Annotated in this window: 15 protein-coding genes; 5 read left to right on the top strand and 10 right to left on the bottom strand. The window is 72.3% G+C overall.

All coding sequences use genetic code 11. The annotated features are described in order from the left end of the window. The first annotated feature begins 155 nt into the window (after positions 1 to 155). Positions 156 to 707, top strand: coding sequence for a phosphatase PAP2 family protein (locus ACF089_RS01980; RefSeq protein ID WP_392020493.1), 552 nt, complete (start codon positions 156 to 158; stop codon positions 705 to 707). Here ACF089_RS01980 and ACF089_RS01975 read toward each other — a convergent pair. The 8 genes from ACF089_RS01975 to ACF089_RS01940 all read right to left on the bottom strand — a co-directional run bounded on the left by ACF089_RS01975 (position 643) and on the right by ACF089_RS01940 (position 11,051). Further along, positions 643 to 2,493, bottom strand: a complete 1,851-nt coding sequence (locus ACF089_RS01975) for a chitinase (protein WP_392020490.1) — start codon at positions 2,491 to 2,493, stop codon at positions 643 to 645. The two genes, ACF089_RS01980 and ACF089_RS01975, sit on opposite strands and share 65 nt — an antisense overlap. 206 nt (positions 2,494 to 2,699) lie before the next feature. Next, entirely contained in the window at positions 2,700 to 3,161 is a 462-nt protein-coding gene (locus ACF089_RS01970; RefSeq protein WP_392020488.1) for a hypothetical protein, read from the bottom strand. 209 nt (positions 3,162 to 3,370) lie between these two features. Next, positions 3,371 to 4,783: an NAD(P)/FAD-dependent oxidoreductase gene (locus ACF089_RS01965; RefSeq protein WP_392020485.1), complete on the bottom strand. Its 1,413-nt coding sequence runs from the start codon at positions 4,781 to 4,783 to the stop codon at positions 3,371 to 3,373. 129 nt (positions 4,784 to 4,912) lie between these two features. Further along, positions 4,913 to 5,710 carry an ABC transporter permease gene (locus tag ACF089_RS01960; RefSeq protein WP_392021563.1) on the bottom strand — a complete coding sequence of 266 codons (798 nt, stop codon included), beginning with the start codon at positions 5,708 to 5,710 and terminating at the stop codon, positions 4,913 to 4,915. 8 nt (positions 5,711 to 5,718) lie between these two features. Beyond that, positions 5,719 to 6,654, bottom strand: coding sequence for an ABC transporter permease (locus tag ACF089_RS01955; RefSeq protein WP_392020483.1), 936 nt, complete (start codon positions 6,652 to 6,654; stop codon positions 5,719 to 5,721). Further along, positions 6,651 to 7,805 carry an ABC transporter ATP-binding protein gene (locus ACF089_RS01950; protein ID WP_392020481.1) on the bottom strand — a complete coding sequence of 385 codons (1,155 nt, stop codon included), beginning with the start codon at positions 7,803 to 7,805 and terminating at the stop codon, positions 6,651 to 6,653. Before ACF089_RS01950 ends, ACF089_RS01955 begins: the two co-directional genes overlap by 4 nt. A 36-nt stretch (positions 7,806 to 7,841) precedes the next feature. After that, entirely contained in the window at positions 7,842 to 9,089 is a 1,248-nt protein-coding gene (locus ACF089_RS01945; RefSeq protein WP_392020479.1) for a spermidine/putrescine ABC transporter substrate-binding protein, read from the bottom strand. A 429-nt stretch (positions 9,090 to 9,518) separates the two neighbouring features. Beyond that, positions 9,519 to 11,051 (bottom strand): gamma-aminobutyraldehyde dehydrogenase, encoded by a 1,533-nt coding sequence (locus ACF089_RS01940; protein ID WP_392020476.1) that lies wholly within the window; start codon positions 11,049 to 11,051, stop codon positions 9,519 to 9,521. A 188-nt stretch (positions 11,052 to 11,239) separates the two neighbouring features. Here ACF089_RS01940 and ACF089_RS01935 point away from each other — a divergent pair, with 188 nt between their 5' ends. Beyond that, entirely contained in the window at positions 11,240 to 11,809 is a 570-nt protein-coding gene (locus ACF089_RS01935; protein WP_392020473.1) for an NADAR family protein, read from the top strand. 153 nt (positions 11,810 to 11,962) lie between these two features. Here the strand turns inward: ACF089_RS01935 and ACF089_RS01930 are convergent, their stop codons facing one another. Then, a complete protein-coding gene (locus tag ACF089_RS01930; RefSeq protein ID WP_392020470.1) occupies positions 11,963 to 12,721 on the bottom strand; it encodes a DUF4190 domain-containing protein in 759 nt (252 codons plus the stop codon). 109 nt (positions 12,722 to 12,830) lie between these two features. Between ACF089_RS01930 and ACF089_RS01925 the strand changes: the two genes are divergently transcribed. The 3 genes from ACF089_RS01925 to ACF089_RS01915 all read left to right on the top strand — a co-directional run bounded on the left by ACF089_RS01925 (position 12,831) and on the right by ACF089_RS01915 (position 15,481). Continuing rightward, on the top strand, positions 12,831 to 13,859 hold the full coding sequence (locus tag ACF089_RS01925; protein WP_392020468.1) for an adenosine deaminase: 1,029 nt from the start codon (positions 12,831 to 12,833) through the stop codon (positions 13,857 to 13,859). 68 nt (positions 13,860 to 13,927) lie between these two features. Continuing rightward, positions 13,928 to 14,644, top strand: a complete 717-nt coding sequence (locus ACF089_RS01920; RefSeq protein ID WP_392020465.1) for a glycerophosphodiester phosphodiesterase — start codon at positions 13,928 to 13,930, stop codon at positions 14,642 to 14,644. A gap of 51 nt (positions 14,645 to 14,695) precedes the next feature. Next, positions 14,696 to 15,481, top strand: a complete 786-nt coding sequence (locus ACF089_RS01915) for an SAM-dependent methyltransferase (protein WP_392020463.1) — start codon at positions 14,696 to 14,698, stop codon at positions 15,479 to 15,481. A 93-nt stretch (positions 15,482 to 15,574) separates the two neighbouring features. Here the strand turns inward: ACF089_RS01915 and ACF089_RS01910 are convergent, their stop codons facing one another. Continuing rightward, on the bottom strand, positions 15,575 to 17,014 hold the full coding sequence (locus tag ACF089_RS01910; RefSeq protein WP_392021559.1) for a gamma-aminobutyraldehyde dehydrogenase: 1,440 nt from the start codon (positions 17,012 to 17,014) through the stop codon (positions 15,575 to 15,577). Positions 17,015 to 17,150 lie beyond the last annotated feature (136 nt).

Raw genomic sequence — 17,150 nt, 5'->3', positions numbered from 1 at the left:
GCACGCCCCAAACCCCCCGGGGCGGGCGGCAGACCGGTCCGGCCGGCAGTCTCGGAACCACCCCCCCTGTTCCGAGGCCGCCGGCCTTCTTCGCGTTCGCGCCGCTCGGCCTGTGCGCGGCGCTCTTCGGTCTCTTCGCCCTGATCACCTGGCAGGTGGCGGCCGGCGGACCGCTGCGCTCCCTCGACGAGCGCGCCGGACGGGCGCTCTTCGGCCGGGGCCCGCGCCCGGCCGCCGAACTCCTCGCCGACCTCGGCTCCCTCCCCGTCGCCCTGCCGGTGCTCGCCGCGGCCGTCGCGTACACCCTGTGGCGGGACGGCCGGGCCCGCCGCCCGGAGGCGCTGGCCGCCGTGCTCGCCCTGGCCGCCGTCCCCGCGCTCGTCGTGCCGCTCAAGGCGCTGATCGACCGGCCCGGCCCGCTGACGGAGGCGACCGGCTACTACCCCTCGGGCCACACCGCCACCGCGATGACGGCCTACGGCGGCGCGGCGCTGCTGCTCATGACGTATTCCCGGCTGCGATGGACGGCGCCCGCCGCCGGGGTGCTGACCCTGGCGACGGGCGTCGGTCTGGTGCTGCGCGGCTACCACTGGCCGCTGGACGTGATCGGCAGCTGGTGCCTGTGCGCGATGATCCTGCTGGTCAGCTCCAGGTGTACGCGTCGAAGTTCCGCGAGAACTGCCACTGGTTGTAGCGGTCCCAGTTGATCGACCAGGTCATCAGCCCGCGCAGGGCGGGGTAGGTGCCATGGGTCTGGTACGAGCCGCAGTTGGTCTTCTTGGTCAGGCAGTCGAGCGTCTTGGTCACCTCGGCGGGCGAGGTGTGACCGCCCGCCGCCTGGGTGGAGGCCGGCAGACCGATGGCGACCTGGTCCGGGCGCAGCGGCGGGAAGACCCGTGACTGATTGCCCGCGACCGGGAAGCCGGTGAGCATCATGTCGGCCATCGCGATGTGGAAGTCCGAGCTGCCCATGGTGTGGTACTGGTTGTCCAGGCCCATGATCGGGCCGGAGTTGTAGTGCTGGACGTGGAGCAGGGTCAGATCGTCCCGCAGCGCGTGGATGACCGGGAGATACGATCCGGCGCGCGGGTCCTGCCCGCCCCAGGGGCCGGAGCCGTAGAACTGGTAGCCCAGCTGGACGAAGAAGGTCTCCGGGGCCATGGTGAGGATGAAGTCCTTGCCGTACTTGGCCTTGAGGGACTTCACGGCCGAGATCAGATTGACGACGACCGGGGTGGTCGGGGAGCGGAAGTCCGTGTCGCCGGTGTTCAGCGACAGGGAGTGGCCCTCGAAGTCGATGTCGAGGCCGTCCAGCCCGTACTCGTCGATGATCTTCGAGACGGAGGAGACGAACAGGTCGCGGGCGCCGGTGGAGGCGAGCTGGACCTGGCCGTTCTGGCCGCCGATGGAGATCAGCACCTTCTTGCCCGCCGCCTGCTTGGCCTTGACGGCGGCCTTGAATTCGGCGGCGGACTCGACATTGGGGCACTCGGCGGCCGGGCAGAGGCTGAAGCGGATGTCGCCCGAGGTCACCGAGGTCGGCTCGCCGAAGGCCAGATTGATGACGTCCCAGGATTCGGGGACGTCCGCGAGCCGGGTGTAGCCGGAGCCGTTGGCGAAGCTGGTGTGGAGATAACCGACGAGGGCGTGGGCCGGGAGCCCGCCGCCCGGGGTGCCGCCGGAGGTGGTCGTGACGCTCACCGCGGCCGATTTCGGCGACTCGCCGGCGCTGTTGGCCGCGGTGACCTGGAAGGTGTACGCGGTCTGCGGGGTGAGCCCGGTGGCGGTCGCCGAGGCTCCGGTGACCGTGGCGACCTTCGCGGCGCCCCGGTAGACGTGGTACTCGGCGGCTCCGGCGACCGGGTTCCAGCTCAGCGGTACGGAGGTGGAGCCGGGCGATCCGGTGGTCAGGCCGGTGGGGGCGGCCGGGATCTCGACCGGGGCCCCGCCCGGTCCGAAGAGCGAGATGTCGTCGGCGTGGTAGGCGGAGGTACCGTACCAGCCGTGGGTGTAGAGGGTCACGGAGGTGGTGGCGGCACCGGTGCGGAAGGTGGTGGAGAGCTTCTGCCAGGAGGGGGCGGACGGGGTCCAGGCGTAGACGTCGGTGGTGCCGGTGCCGCCGACGCCCAGATAGGCGTAGCCGCCCTGGACCCAGCCGCTGAGGGTGTAGGCGGAGTTGGGCTTGACCGTGACGGTCTGGCTGCACTTGGCGTTGTCACCGCCCGCGGGGGTGGCCTTGAGGGCCGCCGCGCCGCCGTGGACCGGGGTGGTGACGGCGGCGCCGCTGCCGGCCGAGCAGCTCCAGCCGGTGAGGCCGGCCTCGAAGCCTCCGTTGACGGCGAGTTCGCTGTCGACGGCCTGGGCGGGGGTCGCGGTGGCGACGAGCCCGCCGAGGGTGAGGAGGGCCGCCGAGAGGACGGCGACCCACCGGGCGCGGCGGCCCGGGGCGCGCCTCCCGGTGCGGTCTCTTGCGCGATCTCTGGTGCGTTCCACGACTGCCTCCGTGCATGGGGGGATGGAAGTGGGAGCGCGCACAATTTGGTCCAGACCAATGGGGTTGTCAAGGCTTTGCGCAGAGCCGGGCCCGCGGAGGACCGCCGCACGGAGGGGGCCCGGCCGCCGCGGGACCGGCCGAGGACCTCCGTACGGCAGGCGGCCCGGCCGCCGCGCGCCCGAGCCGCCCCCGTCAGTCACCCCCGTCAGTCACCCCCGCCGAAGGCCCGGATCGCCGCCGCCTCGTGCATCGCCGACACCAGCAGCGCCGGATCGGTGAGAACGCCGGAGCCGTCCGGCGGGACCAGCCAGCGCACCCCGGCCCCGGGCGCGCGGCCCGGGTACGGGACGACGATCCAGGAGCCCTCCCCCGCGCCCCGGACGCCGGTGGCCAGCCAGCGGCCCGCCGTGCCCGGGGGTACGAAGAAGCCCAGCCGGCCGGCCCGCGCGTCCGCGAGCACCGGGCCGCCGCCGTCGGTCAGCCGGTTCAGCACCTCCAGCGTCGTACGGCCCAGCCCGTCGGGCAGGATCAGCACGTCCCAGCGCCGGCCGGCGGGCAGCAGGACGGTCCCCAGGGGATTGCGCTCCCACTCCCACCGGCAGACGTCCGGATACCGCGCCGCCGATACGAGCCACTCCACCGCTGCCTTGGCCCCCGAGCCAGCCATCGCCCGGCCTCCGTCCCTTGGTTCCCTGTGATGTCCAGGGCGCTTCACGCGCCTTCACAGGGAGAGAGCGGGCCGGGCCCGGAGTATGACGCGGGTTTCGCTACTCCTTGGTAGTGAAACCGGGACGGGCCGTTCGCCGAGCGGTCGACGGTCCCGGCCCCTCGGCGGACGGGCCGTACGCGCCGTCCGCCGGGCGCCCGGGGCCGGTCTCAGCTGTCGAAGCCCAGCCCCAGCCGGTCCAGGGTCCGCAGCCAGGCGTTGCGCCGCCCGCCGTTGGCGTCGGCCCTGGCCAGGGACCACTGGGTGAGCCCGATCCCGGCCCAGGCGACCGGCTCGGGCGGGAACGGCAGCGGCTTGGTCCGCACCATCGCCAGCCGGGTGCGCTCGGTGCTCTCCCCCGCCAGCAGGTCCAGCATCACCTGCGCGCCGAAGCGGGACGCCCCGACGCCCAGACCGGTGTAGCCGGCCGCGTACGAGACACGGCCGCCGTGGGCCGTGCCGAAGAACGCCGAGAAACGCGAGCAGGTGTCGATCGCGCCGCCCCAGGCGTGGGTGAAGCGCACCCCCTCCAGCTGGGGGAAGCAGCGGAAGAAGTGCCGGGCGAGCCGGAGATGGGTCTCGGGCCGGTGGTCCAGCCGGGAGTCGAGCCGGCCGCCGTAGGGATAGACCGCGTCGAAGCCGCCCCACAGGACGCGGTCGTCGGCGGTCAGCCGGAAGTAGTGGAACCGGTTGGCCGCGTCGCCCAGCCCCTGCCGGCCGCGCCAGCCGATCTCCGCGAGCTGTCCGGCGGTGAGCGGCTCGGTCGTCAGGGCGTAGTCGTAGACCGGCACGGTGTACGGCCGCACCCGTCTGACCAGCGAGGGAAAGACATTGGTGCCGAGGGCGACCCGGCGGGCGAAGACCCGGCCGCCGGGGGTGCGCACGGCCATGCCGGAACGGAACGGGGCGAGCGCCAGGCCGGGGGTGTTCTCGTGGATCCGTACGCCGAGTCCGAGGCAGGCCCGCTTCAGGCCCCAGGCCAGCCGGGCCGGATTCAGCATCGCGGTGCCGCGCCGGTCCCAGAGCCCGCCGAGGAAGGTCGGGGAGTCCACCTCGGCGCGCATCGCGTCCCGGTCGAGCAGCCGGTGGCCGTCGAGACCGAGCGCGCGGGTCCGCTCGTACAGCTCGGTCAGCTCCGCCACATGGTGCGGCTCGGTGGCGACGTCGACGGAGCCGGTGCGCTCGAAGTCGCAGTCGAGGGAGTGGGCGGCGACCGCGGCCTCGATGGCGTCGAGGTTCTCCGCGCCGAGCCGCTCCAGAGCGGCGATCTCGCCGGGCCAGCGGGCGAGGCCGTTGGCGAGACCGTGGGTGAGCGAGGCCGCGCAGAAGCCCCCGTTGCGGCCGGAGGCGGCCCAGCCCGTCTCGCGGCCCTCGATGAGGACCACCTCGCGGCCGGGGTCGCGCTCCTTGGCGAGCAGCGCGGTCCACAGCCCGCTGTAGCCGCCGCCGACGACCAGCAGATCGCAGTGCTCGTCGCCGCCGAGCGCGGGTTCGGCGGCGGGCCTGGCGGGGTCGTCCAGCCAGAAGGCGACGGGCCGGGCGTCGGACAGGGACGAGGCGAAGGTCATGGCGGCTGGGGCCATGGTTTCCACTCCTTGGGCGTACGGGGTCGGGGGCCGGCCCCCGCCTCGGTGTGGGGGCCGGTGATACGGGGCCGGGGGCCCGGGCGGTGGTCCGGGGCCGGGGGGCCGGGGGCCCGGCGCAGTCGGGGGCTAACGCGACCGGACGCGGTCGCGGCGCCGGCCCGCGACGAACTGTCCGACGACCACCACCGTCACGGCGATGACGAACATGGCCGTCCCGATCACATTGATCTGAACGGGTGTGCCGCGCTGCGCCGAACCCCAGACGAACATGGGGAAGGTGACGGCGCTGCCCGAGGTGAAATTGGTGATGATGAAATCGTCGAAGGAGAGCGCGAAGGCGAGCAGCGCGCCCGCGGCTATCCCGGGGGCGGCGATCGGCAGCGTCACCCGGAGAAAGGTCTGCAAGGGTCCGGCGTACAGATCCCGGGCGGCCTCCTCCAGCCGGGGATCCATCGACAGCACCCGCGCCTTCACCGCCACCACCACGAAACTGAGGCAGAACATGGTGTGGGCGATGAGAACGGTCCAGAAACCGAGTTCGGCGCCGAGATTCAGAAAGAGCGTGAGCAGGGACGCCGCCATCACCACCTCGGGCATCGCCATCGGGAGAAAGATAAGCGAATTGACCGCGCCGCGCGCCCGGAAACGGTAGCGGACCAGCGCGAAGGCGATCATCACACCGAGGACGGTGGCCCCGGCCGTCGCCCAGAAGGCGATCTGGAGCGAGAGCGCGAGCGATCCGCAGAGATCGGGAACGCCACACGGATCGCGCCAGGCGTCGGCGGAGAAACGCCGCCAGGAGTAGTTGAACTTCCCGGCCGGGTCATTGAAGGAGAACACCGTCACCACGATGTTCGGAAGAATCAGATAGGCGAGCGTCAGCAGTCCGGCGATGATCACCGCATTGCGCCGCAGCCATGCCATCGGAGCCATCAGATCAGGTCCTCCGTTCCGGCCCGCCGGATGTAGAAGGTGACGATGACGAGTACCAGCGCCATGAGCAGGAACGACAGCGCGGCGGCGGTCGGATAGTCGAGCACCCGCAGGAATTGCGACTGAATGACGTTGCCGACCATTTTGGTGTCCGTGGAGCCGAGGAGTTCGGCGTTGACGTAGTCGCCGCTGGCCGGGATGAAGGTCAGCAGCGTGCCGGAGACCACCCCGGGCATGGAGAGCGGGAAGGTGACCTTGCGGAAGACGGTGGACGGCCTGGCGTACAGATCGCCCGCCGCCTCGTGCAGCCGGGGGTCGATGCGCTCCAGCGAGGTGTAGAGCGGCAGGATCATGAACGGCAGGAAGTTGTACGTCAGTCCGGTGACCACCGCCAGCGGGGTGGCGAGCACCCGGTCCCCCTCGGTCATCCCGAGCCATCCGGTGACGTCGAGGAAGCCGACGGCCCCCAGGACGTCCACCACCGGTCCGCTGTCCGCGAGGATCGTCTTCCAGGCGAGGGTGCGGATCAGGAAGCTGGTGAAGAACGGCGCGATCACCAGCACCAGGAGCAGGGTGCGCCATCGGCCCGCCCGGAAGGCGATCAGATACGCCAGCGGATAGCCCAGCAGCAGACAGAGCAGGGTCGCCGTGCCCGCGTAGAGCACCGAGCGGACGAAGTGGGGGGCGTACTCGGCGAGCGCGTCCGCGTAGGTCGCGAAGTGCCAGGTGACCGTGAATCCCTCTTCCAGGGATCCGGTCTGCACGGACGTCGACGCCTGGTAGACCATCGGCAGCGCGAAGAAGACCAGCAGCCACAGGACGCCGGGCAGCAGCAGCCAGTACGGCACCAGTCTGCGGCGCAGCGGCGGGGTGCGGACCCGGGCCGCGGGCGGCGGCTCGGTCCCGGCCGCCGCCGGGGCGTCGGCGGCGGTCATGAGGGATCCCCGGCGGTCTCCACCCCGGAGGCGATGTCCTGGGCCGCGTCGAGGCCGAAGCTGTGCTCCGGGTTCCAGTGCAGGACGACCTCCGCGCCGGGCGTCAGCCGCGGGTCGCGCTCGATGTTCTGTACGTACACGGCCAGCTCCGGGCAGACGGGGCTGTCGATGACGTACTGCGTGGAGACGCCGATGAAGGCGGCGGCGGCGATGGTGCCGGTGAGCCGGTTCCGTCCGTCGGCGACCGTGCCGGTGTCGTCCGCGTGGACCAGCGACATCTTCTCGGGGCGTATCCCCACCAGCAGCGCGCCCCCGGCGGCGGGGGCGGTGGCGCAGCGCCCGGCGGGCAGGCGCAGCCGGGCTCCGGCGGCGGTCACGAGGACCTCGCCCCCGGCGGTGGAGAGGACCTCGGCCTCGATGAGGTTGGAGGTCCCGAGGAAGTTGGCGACGAACGTCGTCCGCGGGTTCTCGTACAGCTCGGCGGGCGCGCCCAGCTGCTCCACCCGTCCGCCGTTCATGACCGCGACCGTGTCGGCCATGGACATGGCCTCCTCCTGGTCGTGGGTGACGTGGACGAAGGTGATGCCCACCTCGGTCTGGATGCGCTTCAGCTCCAGCTGCATCTGGCGGCGCAGTTTGAGGTCGAGCGCGCCGAGGGGTTCGTCGAGCAGCAGCACCTGCGGGTGGTTGATGAGCGCGCGGGCGAGGGCGACGCGCTGCTGCTGGCCGCCGGAGAGCTGATGGGGGCGGCGGGCGGCGAGGTCGCCGAGTTCGACGAGGTCGAGCATCTCGCCGACCTGCTTCTTCACCGAGGTGATGCCGCGTCGGCGCAGTCCGAAGGCGACGTTCTCGTGGATGCTGAGGTGGGGGAAGAGCGCGTAGCTCTGGAAGACGGTGTTGACGGGCCGTTTGTACGGGGGCAGTCGGGTGATGTCCCGGTCGCCGAGGAAGACGGAGCCGGTGGTGGGGTCCTCCAGCCCGGCGATCATCCGCAGGGTGGTGGTCTTTCCGCAGCCGGACGCGCCGAGCAGGGCGAAGAAGGCCCCCTGCGGGACGGTCAGGTCCAGTGGGTGGACGGCGGTGAAGGAGCCGCCGTAGGACTTGCTGATCCCGGAGAGGCGGACAGCGCCGCCGCCTGTGGTGTCGGTCATGGGTCGCGATCCCGGTGGTAGCGGTGAACGGTGCGGTCAGGCGCCGATGAGCGTGGCGAACTTCTCCTCGTACGCCTTCTCCTCCGCGCTGCTCAGCGAGCGGAAGGCATGGGACTTGGCGGCCATGGCCTTGTCCGGGATGATCAGGGGGTTTCTGGCCAGCGCGGGGTCGATCTTCGCCAGTTCGGCGCCGACTCCGCCGACCGGGCAGACGTAGTTGATGTACGCGGCGAGCCGGGCGGCGACCGGGAGCCGGTAGTAGTGGTCGATGAGCCGGGTGGCGTTCTCCGCCCGGCGGGCCTGGGCCGGGACGAGCAGATTGTCGCTGGAGGTGATGTATCCGGCGGCGGGGATCGCGAACCGGACGTCCGGGTTGTCGGCCTGGAGCTGAACGACGTCGCCGGCCCAGGCGAGACAGGCCGCCAGATCCCCCTTGCTGAGGTCGGCGGTGTAGTCGTTGCCGGTGAAGCGCCGGATCTGCTTCTTGTCGACGCCCTTCTGGAGCCGGCCGACGGCCTCGTCGTAGTCGGCGTCGGTGAAGTCCGCGGGGTTCTTGCCGAGGTCGAGCAGGGCCATTCCGACGGTGTCGCGCATCTCGGTGAGAAAGCCGACCCGGCCCTTGAGCGCGGGGTCGTCGAGCAGCTGGGAGACGGAGTCGACCTTCTTCCCGCCGGTCGCCCTCGTGTTGTAGGCGATGACCGTGGATATCCCGGTCCAGGGGTAGGAGTGGGCGCGGCCGGGGTCCCAGTCGGGGTTCCGGAACTGGGCGGAGAGATGGGTGTACGCGTGGGGCAGCAGCGCGGGGTCGAGCTTCTGGACCCAGCCGAGGCGGATCATCCGGGCGGCGAGCCAGTCGGTGACGCAGATCAGATCGCGGCCGGTCTCCTGTCCTGCGGCGAGCTGCGGCCGGATCTTGCCGAAGAACTCGACGTTGTCGTTGATGTCCTCGGTGTACTTGACCCGGATGCCGGTGCGCCGGGTGAAGTCGGCCAGGGTGGGGCGGCTCTTCTCGTCCTCGCCGACGTCCATGTACTCGGTCCAGTTGGAGAAGGCGACCGTCCGCTCCCGGGCGGAGTGGTCGTCGGAGGCGGCGGCCCCGGTCTCGCGCCGGGCGGGCGGGATGCCGCAGGCGCTCAGGGCGGCGCCGCCGCCGAGGACGAGGGCGCCCGCGCCGCCGGCGCGCAGCATCGACCGGCGGGTGAGCGCGCCCCGGCCGCCGGTCAGACTGCGCCGGATGGCGGCCGACTGGGCCGGGGCGGGGCCGTCGGGCTCGTACGGATCCATGATCGGTGGCCTTTCGGGGAGACGCCCTTGCGGGACGGGGGCCGGGGGGTGCGTCCGCCGGGTGGGGCCGGGGGTGGGGTGCGCCGGGGGCGGGAGGGGCTGCCGGGGTGGCGGAGGTGTGGGCTGGCGGAGGTGTCGGGTGCCGTGCGGGCGGGTCGGTGCTGTCGGGTGGCGGAGGTGTCGGTGCCGTGCGGGCGGGTCGGTGCTGTCGGGTTCGTGAGGGTCGTCGGTAGGTCAGAGCCTTCGGTACGTCAGGGCCTTCAGTAAGTCAGGGCCTTCGGTACGTCAGGGCCGTCGGCCGGAAGGGGTGGGTCCGGCGGTCGGGGCGGCCGCCCGGAGGTCGCTGGAGCCGGGCGGCCCGCCCTGCGGGCGGAAGGAGCCGGGCCGGGGCGGGCGGCGGTCGGATCCGGGGTGAGGGCCTGGGGCCGTTCAGGGGCGGAGGGGCTCCCCCGACGGTCGGCGGCGGCCGAAGACCGTCCGGTGCCAGTCCTTCCGCGCGACCGCGGTGTTGTCGAACATGACGTGCTTGACCTGCGTGTACTCCTCGAAGGAGTACACGGACATGTCCTTGCCGAAGCCGGACGCCCGGTGTCCGCCGTGCGGCATCTCGCTGATGATCGGGATGTGGTCGTTGATCCAGACGCAGCCGGCCCGGAGTTCCCGGGTGGCGCGGTTGGCGCGGAAGACGTCGCGGGTCCAGGCGGAGGCCGCGAGGCCGTAAGGGGTGTCGTTGGCGAGCGCGATGCCCTCGTCGTCGGAGTCGAACGGCAGCACGGTCAGCACCGGGCCGAAGATCTCGGCCTGGACGATCTCGCTCTCCTGGGCGGCCCCGGTGACCAGGGTGGGCGGGTAGTACGCGCCGGCGCTCTCCGGGACCCGGCCCCCGGTGACGACGGTGGCGTGGGCGCGGGCCCGTTCGACGAAGGCGGCCACCCGGTCGCGGTGGGCGTGGGAGACGAGCGGCCCGAGATCCGTCCCGGGGTCGAACGGATCGCCCGCCCGCACGGTCGCCATGACATCGGCGACGCCCTCGACCAGCCGGTCGTACAGCGGGCGCTGGACATAGAGCCGGGTGGCCGCGGTGCAGTCCTGGCCGGAGTTGATGAGCGCGGCGGCGACCGCGCCCTGGACGGCGGCCTCCGCGTCGGCGTCGTCGAAGACGACGAAGGGGGCCTTGCCGCCGAGTTCGAGGTGGAGCCGCTTCACGGTGGCGGTGGCGAGTTCGGCGACCCGGCGGCCGACGGCGGTGGAGCCGGTGAAGGAGACCATGGCGACGTCCGGGTGCGCGACGAGATGCTCGCCCGCGTCCCGTCCCGCGCCGGAGACCACATTGATCACACCGTCGGGGATGCCCGCCTCGGTGGCCGCCTGAGCGAACATCAGCGAGGTCAGCGGGGTGATCTCGGCCGGTTTGAGGACGACGGTGTTGCCCGCGGCGACCGCCGGCAGGATCTTCCAGGCCGCCATCTGGAGCGGGTAGTTCCAGGGGGCGACGGAGCCGATGACGCCGATCGGCTCCCGGCGTACGTAGGAGGTGTGGTCGCCGCTGTACTCACCGGCGGACTGCCCCGTGAGCTGCCGGGCCGCGCCCGCGAAGAAGGCGGTGTTGTCGAGGGTGCCCGGTACGTCGAACTCGCTGCTGAGCGTGATCGGTTTGCCGCACTGGAGGGACTCGACCCGGGCGAGGTCGTCGGCCCGTTCGGCGAGCACGGAGGCGAAGCGGTGCAGGGCGTCGGAGCGCTCGCCCGGGGTCGCGCCCGCCCACCCGGGGAAGGCGTACCGGGCGGCGGCGACCGCCTCGTCCACATCGGCCGGGCCGGCCGGTTCGTAGGTGTGGACCGTCTCGCCGGTCGCGGGGTCGACGATGTTCTGCGTACGCCCCGAGGCGCCGGACTTCAGCCGTCCGCCGGTGTACTGCGCGCCGGCCGCGAAGCGGTCCAGCCCGTGGTTGCCGATGCCCATGGCGTTCTCCGTACTCCCGGCCCGTGGTCCCTGTCCGAATTGAGTGCCGATCCTGACAGAGGGCCCGTTCGCCAACAAGTGATTCCGTTGTTGCCATTTGGTCACGCGACGGAATCGGTCGACCATCTGTCGGGTGGGGAGGGCTGGGAGCGTACGGAGTGTCAGTGGCGGGTGCGAGACTCGCGTGCATGGGGAGACACTTGGGGACGCATGAGCTGATCCGGCAGGTCAGCACCGGTGAGCGCATCACGTATCTGCATTTCTGGGGCCACGCGCCGCGGCGGGACGGGCGGATCGGCGCGAGCTGTCTCAGCCAGTGGTGGCCGTCACCCTTCGTGGTGGACGGCGTTCGGTACGCCACGGCCGAGCACTGGATGATGGCGGCCAAGGCCCGGCTGTTCGGGGACGCGGACGCGGAGCGGCTGGCGCTGGACGCCGCGGGTCCGGCCCAGGCCAAGCGGGCCGGGCGGCTGGTGCGCGGATTCGACGACCGGGTGTGGGAGCGCGAGCGGTTCGGCATCGTGCGCGCGGGGAGCGTGCACAAGTTCGGCGCGCGTCCGGAGCTGGCGGAGTTTCTGCTCGGCACCGGCGACCGGGTGCTGGTCGAGGCCAGCCCCATGGACCGGATCTGGGGCATCGGGCTGGCCGCGGACGACGAGCGGGCGGGGGACCCGGCGCGCTGGCCGGGGCTGAATCTGCTGGGGTTCGCGCTGATGGAGGCGCGGGAGGAGCTGCGGAGGACGGCGGGGACGGGGTGAGGCCGCGCCGGGCGGAGCCTCGGCGTGCGGCGGTCCCCGCGGGCGCGCCGGGCCTCGCACGCGCGCGGGCCTCGGGCGTGGGTGACGTCCGGATCGTCCCCGGCGTCCCCGGGCCTCGGGCGGGGCGACCTGCCCGGGTGGGGGCGGGGGGCCTCAGACCCGGGAGTCCTCGACCACCAGGCTGTTGGAGTAGTCGTAGTCGTAGGTGTCTCCGCCGCTGCCGCTGTCCTCGGTCACGGCCCAGATCATCAGCCCGAGGATCACGGCCCCGAGGACCATGCCGATGGTGCCGAGGATGATGCCCGAGAGCGCCATGCCGTCGTTGTCGGCCCGGCCCATCCGGACGCGCTTCCTGCCGTTGACGCCGAAGATCAGGGCGAGCAGCCCGAGGACGAGCCCGGGTATGCCCCACAGGCAGACCAGGCAGAGGGCGAGGATGCCGAGGACCATCGCCGCGACGCCCATGCCGTTCGAGGTGGTGACGGGCGGCTGCCAGCCGGTCGGCGGATAGCCCTGGTAGCCGGGGTAGGCCGGGTAGCCGCCGCCGTAGGGGTCGGGCGCGGCGGGGTAGCCGGGGCCCGGGGCGTGTCCGAAGGGGGCGCCGGCGGAGGGGAAGGCCCCGCCGGGGGCCGTCGGCGGGGGCGGCACCGCGCCCGTCGGCATCGAGGTGACGGTCGGCTGGCTGTGCACGTGCGGGGAGGCGGGGGCGTCCGGGGCGGCGGGGTTCAGCGGCACATCGGGCCGGGTCGTGCCGCTCGGGCCGCCGCTCCACTCCTGATGGCCGCCGGGGACCCGCGGGTGGGCGTCCGGGCCGTTCACGCTCTCCCGGTTCGCGCTCTGCCGCGGAGGGGCCCAGGGATCCTGGTCCTGCGGTTCGGGCGTGCCCGGCGGCTGGGGCTGCTGCTCTGACATGGGTCTCCCCCGGTTCGTGGTCCGGTCATGCTAAAGCCTGTGGTCGGCCGGGAGACCGGCCGCCTACGATGATTCCCGACTCGAACGACCGACCGCGCGGAGGACCCCGATGACCGACCTGCACCACTTCATCGAGGGCCTCCCCAAGGCCGAGCTGCATGTGCACCACGTCGGATCGGCCTCCCCGCGCATCGTCGCCGAGCTGGCGGCCCACCACCCCGACTCCAAGGTGCCCACCGACCCCGAGGCCCTCGCGGACTACTTCACCTTCACCGACTTCGCACACTTCATCGACGTCTATCTCTCGGTGGTGGACCTGATCCGCACCCCGGAGGACGTCCGGCTGCTCACCTTCGAGGTGGCGCGGGACATGGCCCGGCAGAACATCCGTTACGCCGAGCTGACCATCACCCCCTTCAGCTCGACCCGCCGGGGCATCGACGAGAAGGCGTTCATGGACGCGATCGAGGACGCCCGGAAGGCGGCCGAGGCCGAGCTGGGGATCGTGCTGCGCTGGTGCTTCGACATCCCGGGCGAGGCCGGGCTGGAGGCCGCCGAGGAGACCACCCGGCTCGCGCTGGACCTGCGGCCGGAGGGGCTGATCTCCTTCGGTCTGGGCGGCCCGGAGATCGGGGTGCCCCGGCCGCAGTTCAAGCCGTACTTCGACCGGGCGATCGCGGCCGGGCTGCGCTCGGCGCCGCACGCCGGGGAGACGACCGGACCGCAGACGATCTGGGACGCGCTGAACGAGCTGGGGGCCGAGCGCATCGGCCACGGCACCAGCGCGGCGCAGGACCCGGCGCTGCTGGCCCATCTCGCCGAGCGCCGTATCCCGCTGGAGGTCTGCCCCACCTCCAATCTGGCCACCCGCGCCGTGCTCGATCTCGACCGGCACCCCGTCAAGGAGATGGTCGCGGCCGGGGTGCTGGTCACGATCAACAGCGACGACCCGCCGATGTTCGGCACCGACCTCAACAACGAGTACGGGGTCGCGGCCCGGCTGCTCGGCCTCGACGAGCGCGGGGTCGCCGACCTGGCCAAGAACGCGGTGGAGGCCTCCTTCCTGGACGCGGCCGGCCGGGCGCGGATCGCCGACGAGATCGACGCCTACACCGCCGCGTGGACCGCGGGCCGCTGAGAAGCCCGTACTCCCGGGCGCCCGCCCCGCGCGGGGCGGGCGCACAGGGCCTCCGGAACAATGGGCGCATGCGCACCGTCACCGCCGTAGGCCACCGAGGCGATCCCTACCTCGTCCGTGAGAACACCCTTCCCTCGCTCCGCTCCGCCGTCGCGAGCGGCGCGGACGCGGTGGAGATCGACGTACGGCTGACCGCCGACGGCGTTCCCGTCCTGCTGCACGACTCCACGCTGAAGCGGCTGTGGGGCCATGACCGGCCGGTGGCGAGGCTGACCCGGGCCGAGGTGGCCGAGCTGACCCTCGGCGGGGTGCCCACCCTGGCCGAGGCGCTCGACGCGCTCGACGGGCACCGGGTGATGATCGATCTGCCCGGCGCGGACCGGGCGACGGTACGGGCCGTGGTCGGCGCGGTCCACGAGCTGGGCGCGGCGGAGCGCGCGTACTACTGCGCGGGCCCCTCCACCATGCTCGCCGTACGCGCCGCGGACCCCGCCGCCGAGACCGCCCTGACCTGGACCTCGCTCGCGCCGCCGCGTCCGGTGCTGCTCGACGCGCTCCGTCCGCGCACCCTCAACTACCGCTTCGGCCTGATCGGCCGGTCCCTCACGGACCGGGTCCACCGCGACGGGATGCTGGTCTCCGCGTGGACCGCCGACACCCGGCGCACCATGCGCGCGCTGGTGGCGGCGGGCGTCGACTCGATCACCACCAACCGGGTCGGCACCCTGCGTTCGGTCCTGCGGACCCCGGGACGCGCCCGCCCGTCCGACCGCCCCGTCTCTTGATCCTTCCGGCATGATGGGCCGCCGGTCCCCGCACCCGGCCGAGGAGCACAGATGAACGACAGGATCCGTACCGACGTCGCCCACAACGCCAGGGTCTGGAACCACTGGCTGCACGGGAAGGACAACTACCCCGTCGACCGCACGGTCGGCGACCACATCACCGACCTCTATCCGAGCATCGGCGAGGTCGCCCGCGCCGACCGGGCCTTCCTCGGCCGGGCCGTGACCCATCTGGCCGCCGAGCGCGGCATACGGCAGTTCCTGGACATCGGCACCGGACTGCCGACCGCCGAGAACACCCACGAGGTCGCCCAGCGCATCGCGCCCGACTCCCGCGTCGTCTACGTCGACAACGACCCGATCGTGCTGGCGCACGCCCGCGCCCTGCTCACCAGCTCCCCCGAGGGCAGGACCGAGTACCACGACGGGGACGCCCACGACCCCGAGTCGATCCTGCGCTCGCTGCGCCCCACCCTCGATCCGGACCGGCCGGTCGCCGTCATCATGCTCGGCATCCTCAACTTCGTCCTGGACACCGACAAGGCCCGGTCCATCGTCCGCACCCTGATGGACGCCGTCCCCTCCGGCAGCGCCCTCGTGGTCACCCATCCCACCCTGGAACTCGGCGGCGAGGGCAACGAGGAGGCCATGGCCTTCTGGAACGAGAACGCCACCCCGCCCATCACCGCCCGCACCGGCGCGGAGATCGCCTCCTTCTTCGACGGCCTCGACCTCCTCCCCCCGGGCCTCGTCTCCTGCTCCCACTGGCGCCCCGACCCCGCCTCCCCCTCCCCGGCCCTGGTGGCCCAGTACGGCGCGCTGGGCCTCAAGCCGTAGCCGCGGGGCGGAGCCGGGAGGCGCGGCGCGTCCGGACGCGCGGCAGGGGGCGGAGGAACTTCCCTCCGCCCCCTGCCTGTCGGCCGACGGCCGTCAGCCGTCCAGCGACGTCATCACATGCTTCACGCGCGTGTAGTCGTCGAAGCCGTACGCCGACAGGTCCTTGCCGTAGCCGGACTTCTTGAAGCCGCCGTGGGGCATCTCGGCGACGAGGGGGATGTGGGTGTTGATCCAGACGCAGCCGAAGTCCAGCGCCTTGGACATGCGCATGGCGCGGGCGTGGTCCTTGGTCCAGACGGAGGAGGCGAGGGCGAATTCGACGCCGTTCGCCCAGGTGAGGGCCTGGGCCTCGTCGGTGAAGGACTGGACGGTGATGACGGGGCCGAAGACCTCGTTCTGGATGATCTCGTCGTCCTGGCGGAGGCCGGAGACGACGGTGGGGGCGTAGAAGTACCCCTTGTCGCCGACCCGGTGGCCGCCCGCCTCGACCTTGGCGTGGGCCGGGAGGCGGTCGATGAAGCCGGAGACCTGGGCGAGCTGGTCGGCGTTGTTGAGCGGGCCGTAGAGGACGTCCTCGTCGTCCGGGGCGCCGGTGCGGGTCTCGGAGGCGGTCTTGGCGAGGGCCTCGACGAAGGCGTCGTGGATGGACTCGTGGACCAGGACGCGGGTGGCGGCCGTACAGTCCTGGCCGGCGTTGAAGTACCCGGCGACGGCGATGTCCTCGACGGCCTTGGCGATGTCGGTGTCCTCGAAGACGACGACCGGGGCCTTGCCGCCCAGCTCCAGGTGGACGCGCTTGACGTCCTTGGCCGCGGAGGCGGCGACCTGCATGCCGGCGCGGACGGAGCCGGTGATGGAGGCCATGGCCGGGGTCGGGTGCTCGACCATCGCGCGGCCGGTCTCGCGGTCGCCGCAGATGACGTTGAAGACGCCCTTGGGGACGATCGAGCCGATGATCTCGGCGATCAGCACGGTGGAGGCCGGGGTGGTGTCGGACGGCTTCAGGACCACGGTGTTGCCCGCGGCCAGCGCCGGGGCGAACTTCCACACGGCCATCATCATCGGGTAGTTCCACGGCGCGACCTGCGCGCACACGCCGATCGGCTCGCGGCGGATCATGGAGGTGAAGCCCTCCATGTACTCACCGGCGGAGCGCCCCTCCAGCATCCGCGCCGCGCCCGCGAAGAAGCGGATCTGGTCCACCATCGGCGGGACCTCTTCGGTGCGGACCAGCTCCAGCGGCTTGCCGGTGTTCTCCGACTCGGTCGCGATCAGGTCCTCGGCGCGCTCCTCGAAGGCGTCCGCGATCTTCAGCAGCACCCGCTGGCGCTCGGCCGGGGTGGTGTCGCGCCAGGCGGGGAAGGCGGCCTCGGCGGCGTCCATGGCCGCGTCGACGTCGGCCGGCCCGGAGAGCGGAGAAGCGGCGTACACCTCGCCGGTGGCCGGATTGACGACGTCGATCGTCCGCCCGTCGGCGGAGTCACGGAACTCCCCGTTGATGTAGTTGCGCAGACGACGCAGCTCGGTGGTCACTGTGGCCACCCTCCTGTCTGTTCTCCGTTGGTCCAATGGGTGAGACAACCCACCCCAGAGCGCCCACCCTAGCCTCAGAAGCGACGCTTTCGACAGCCCTACCCCATGCCACCTTCGGATTCAGTTCTCTCAAGCA

Source organism: Streptomyces sp. NPDC014894 (assembly GCF_043080985.1).
In the GTDB taxonomy this organism is placed as follows: domain Bacteria; phylum Actinomycetota; class Actinomycetes; order Streptomycetales; family Streptomycetaceae; genus Streptomyces.
The sequence above is the reverse complement of the archived record's forward strand: the minus strand, read 5'-3'. Positions and strand labels throughout refer to the sequence as shown.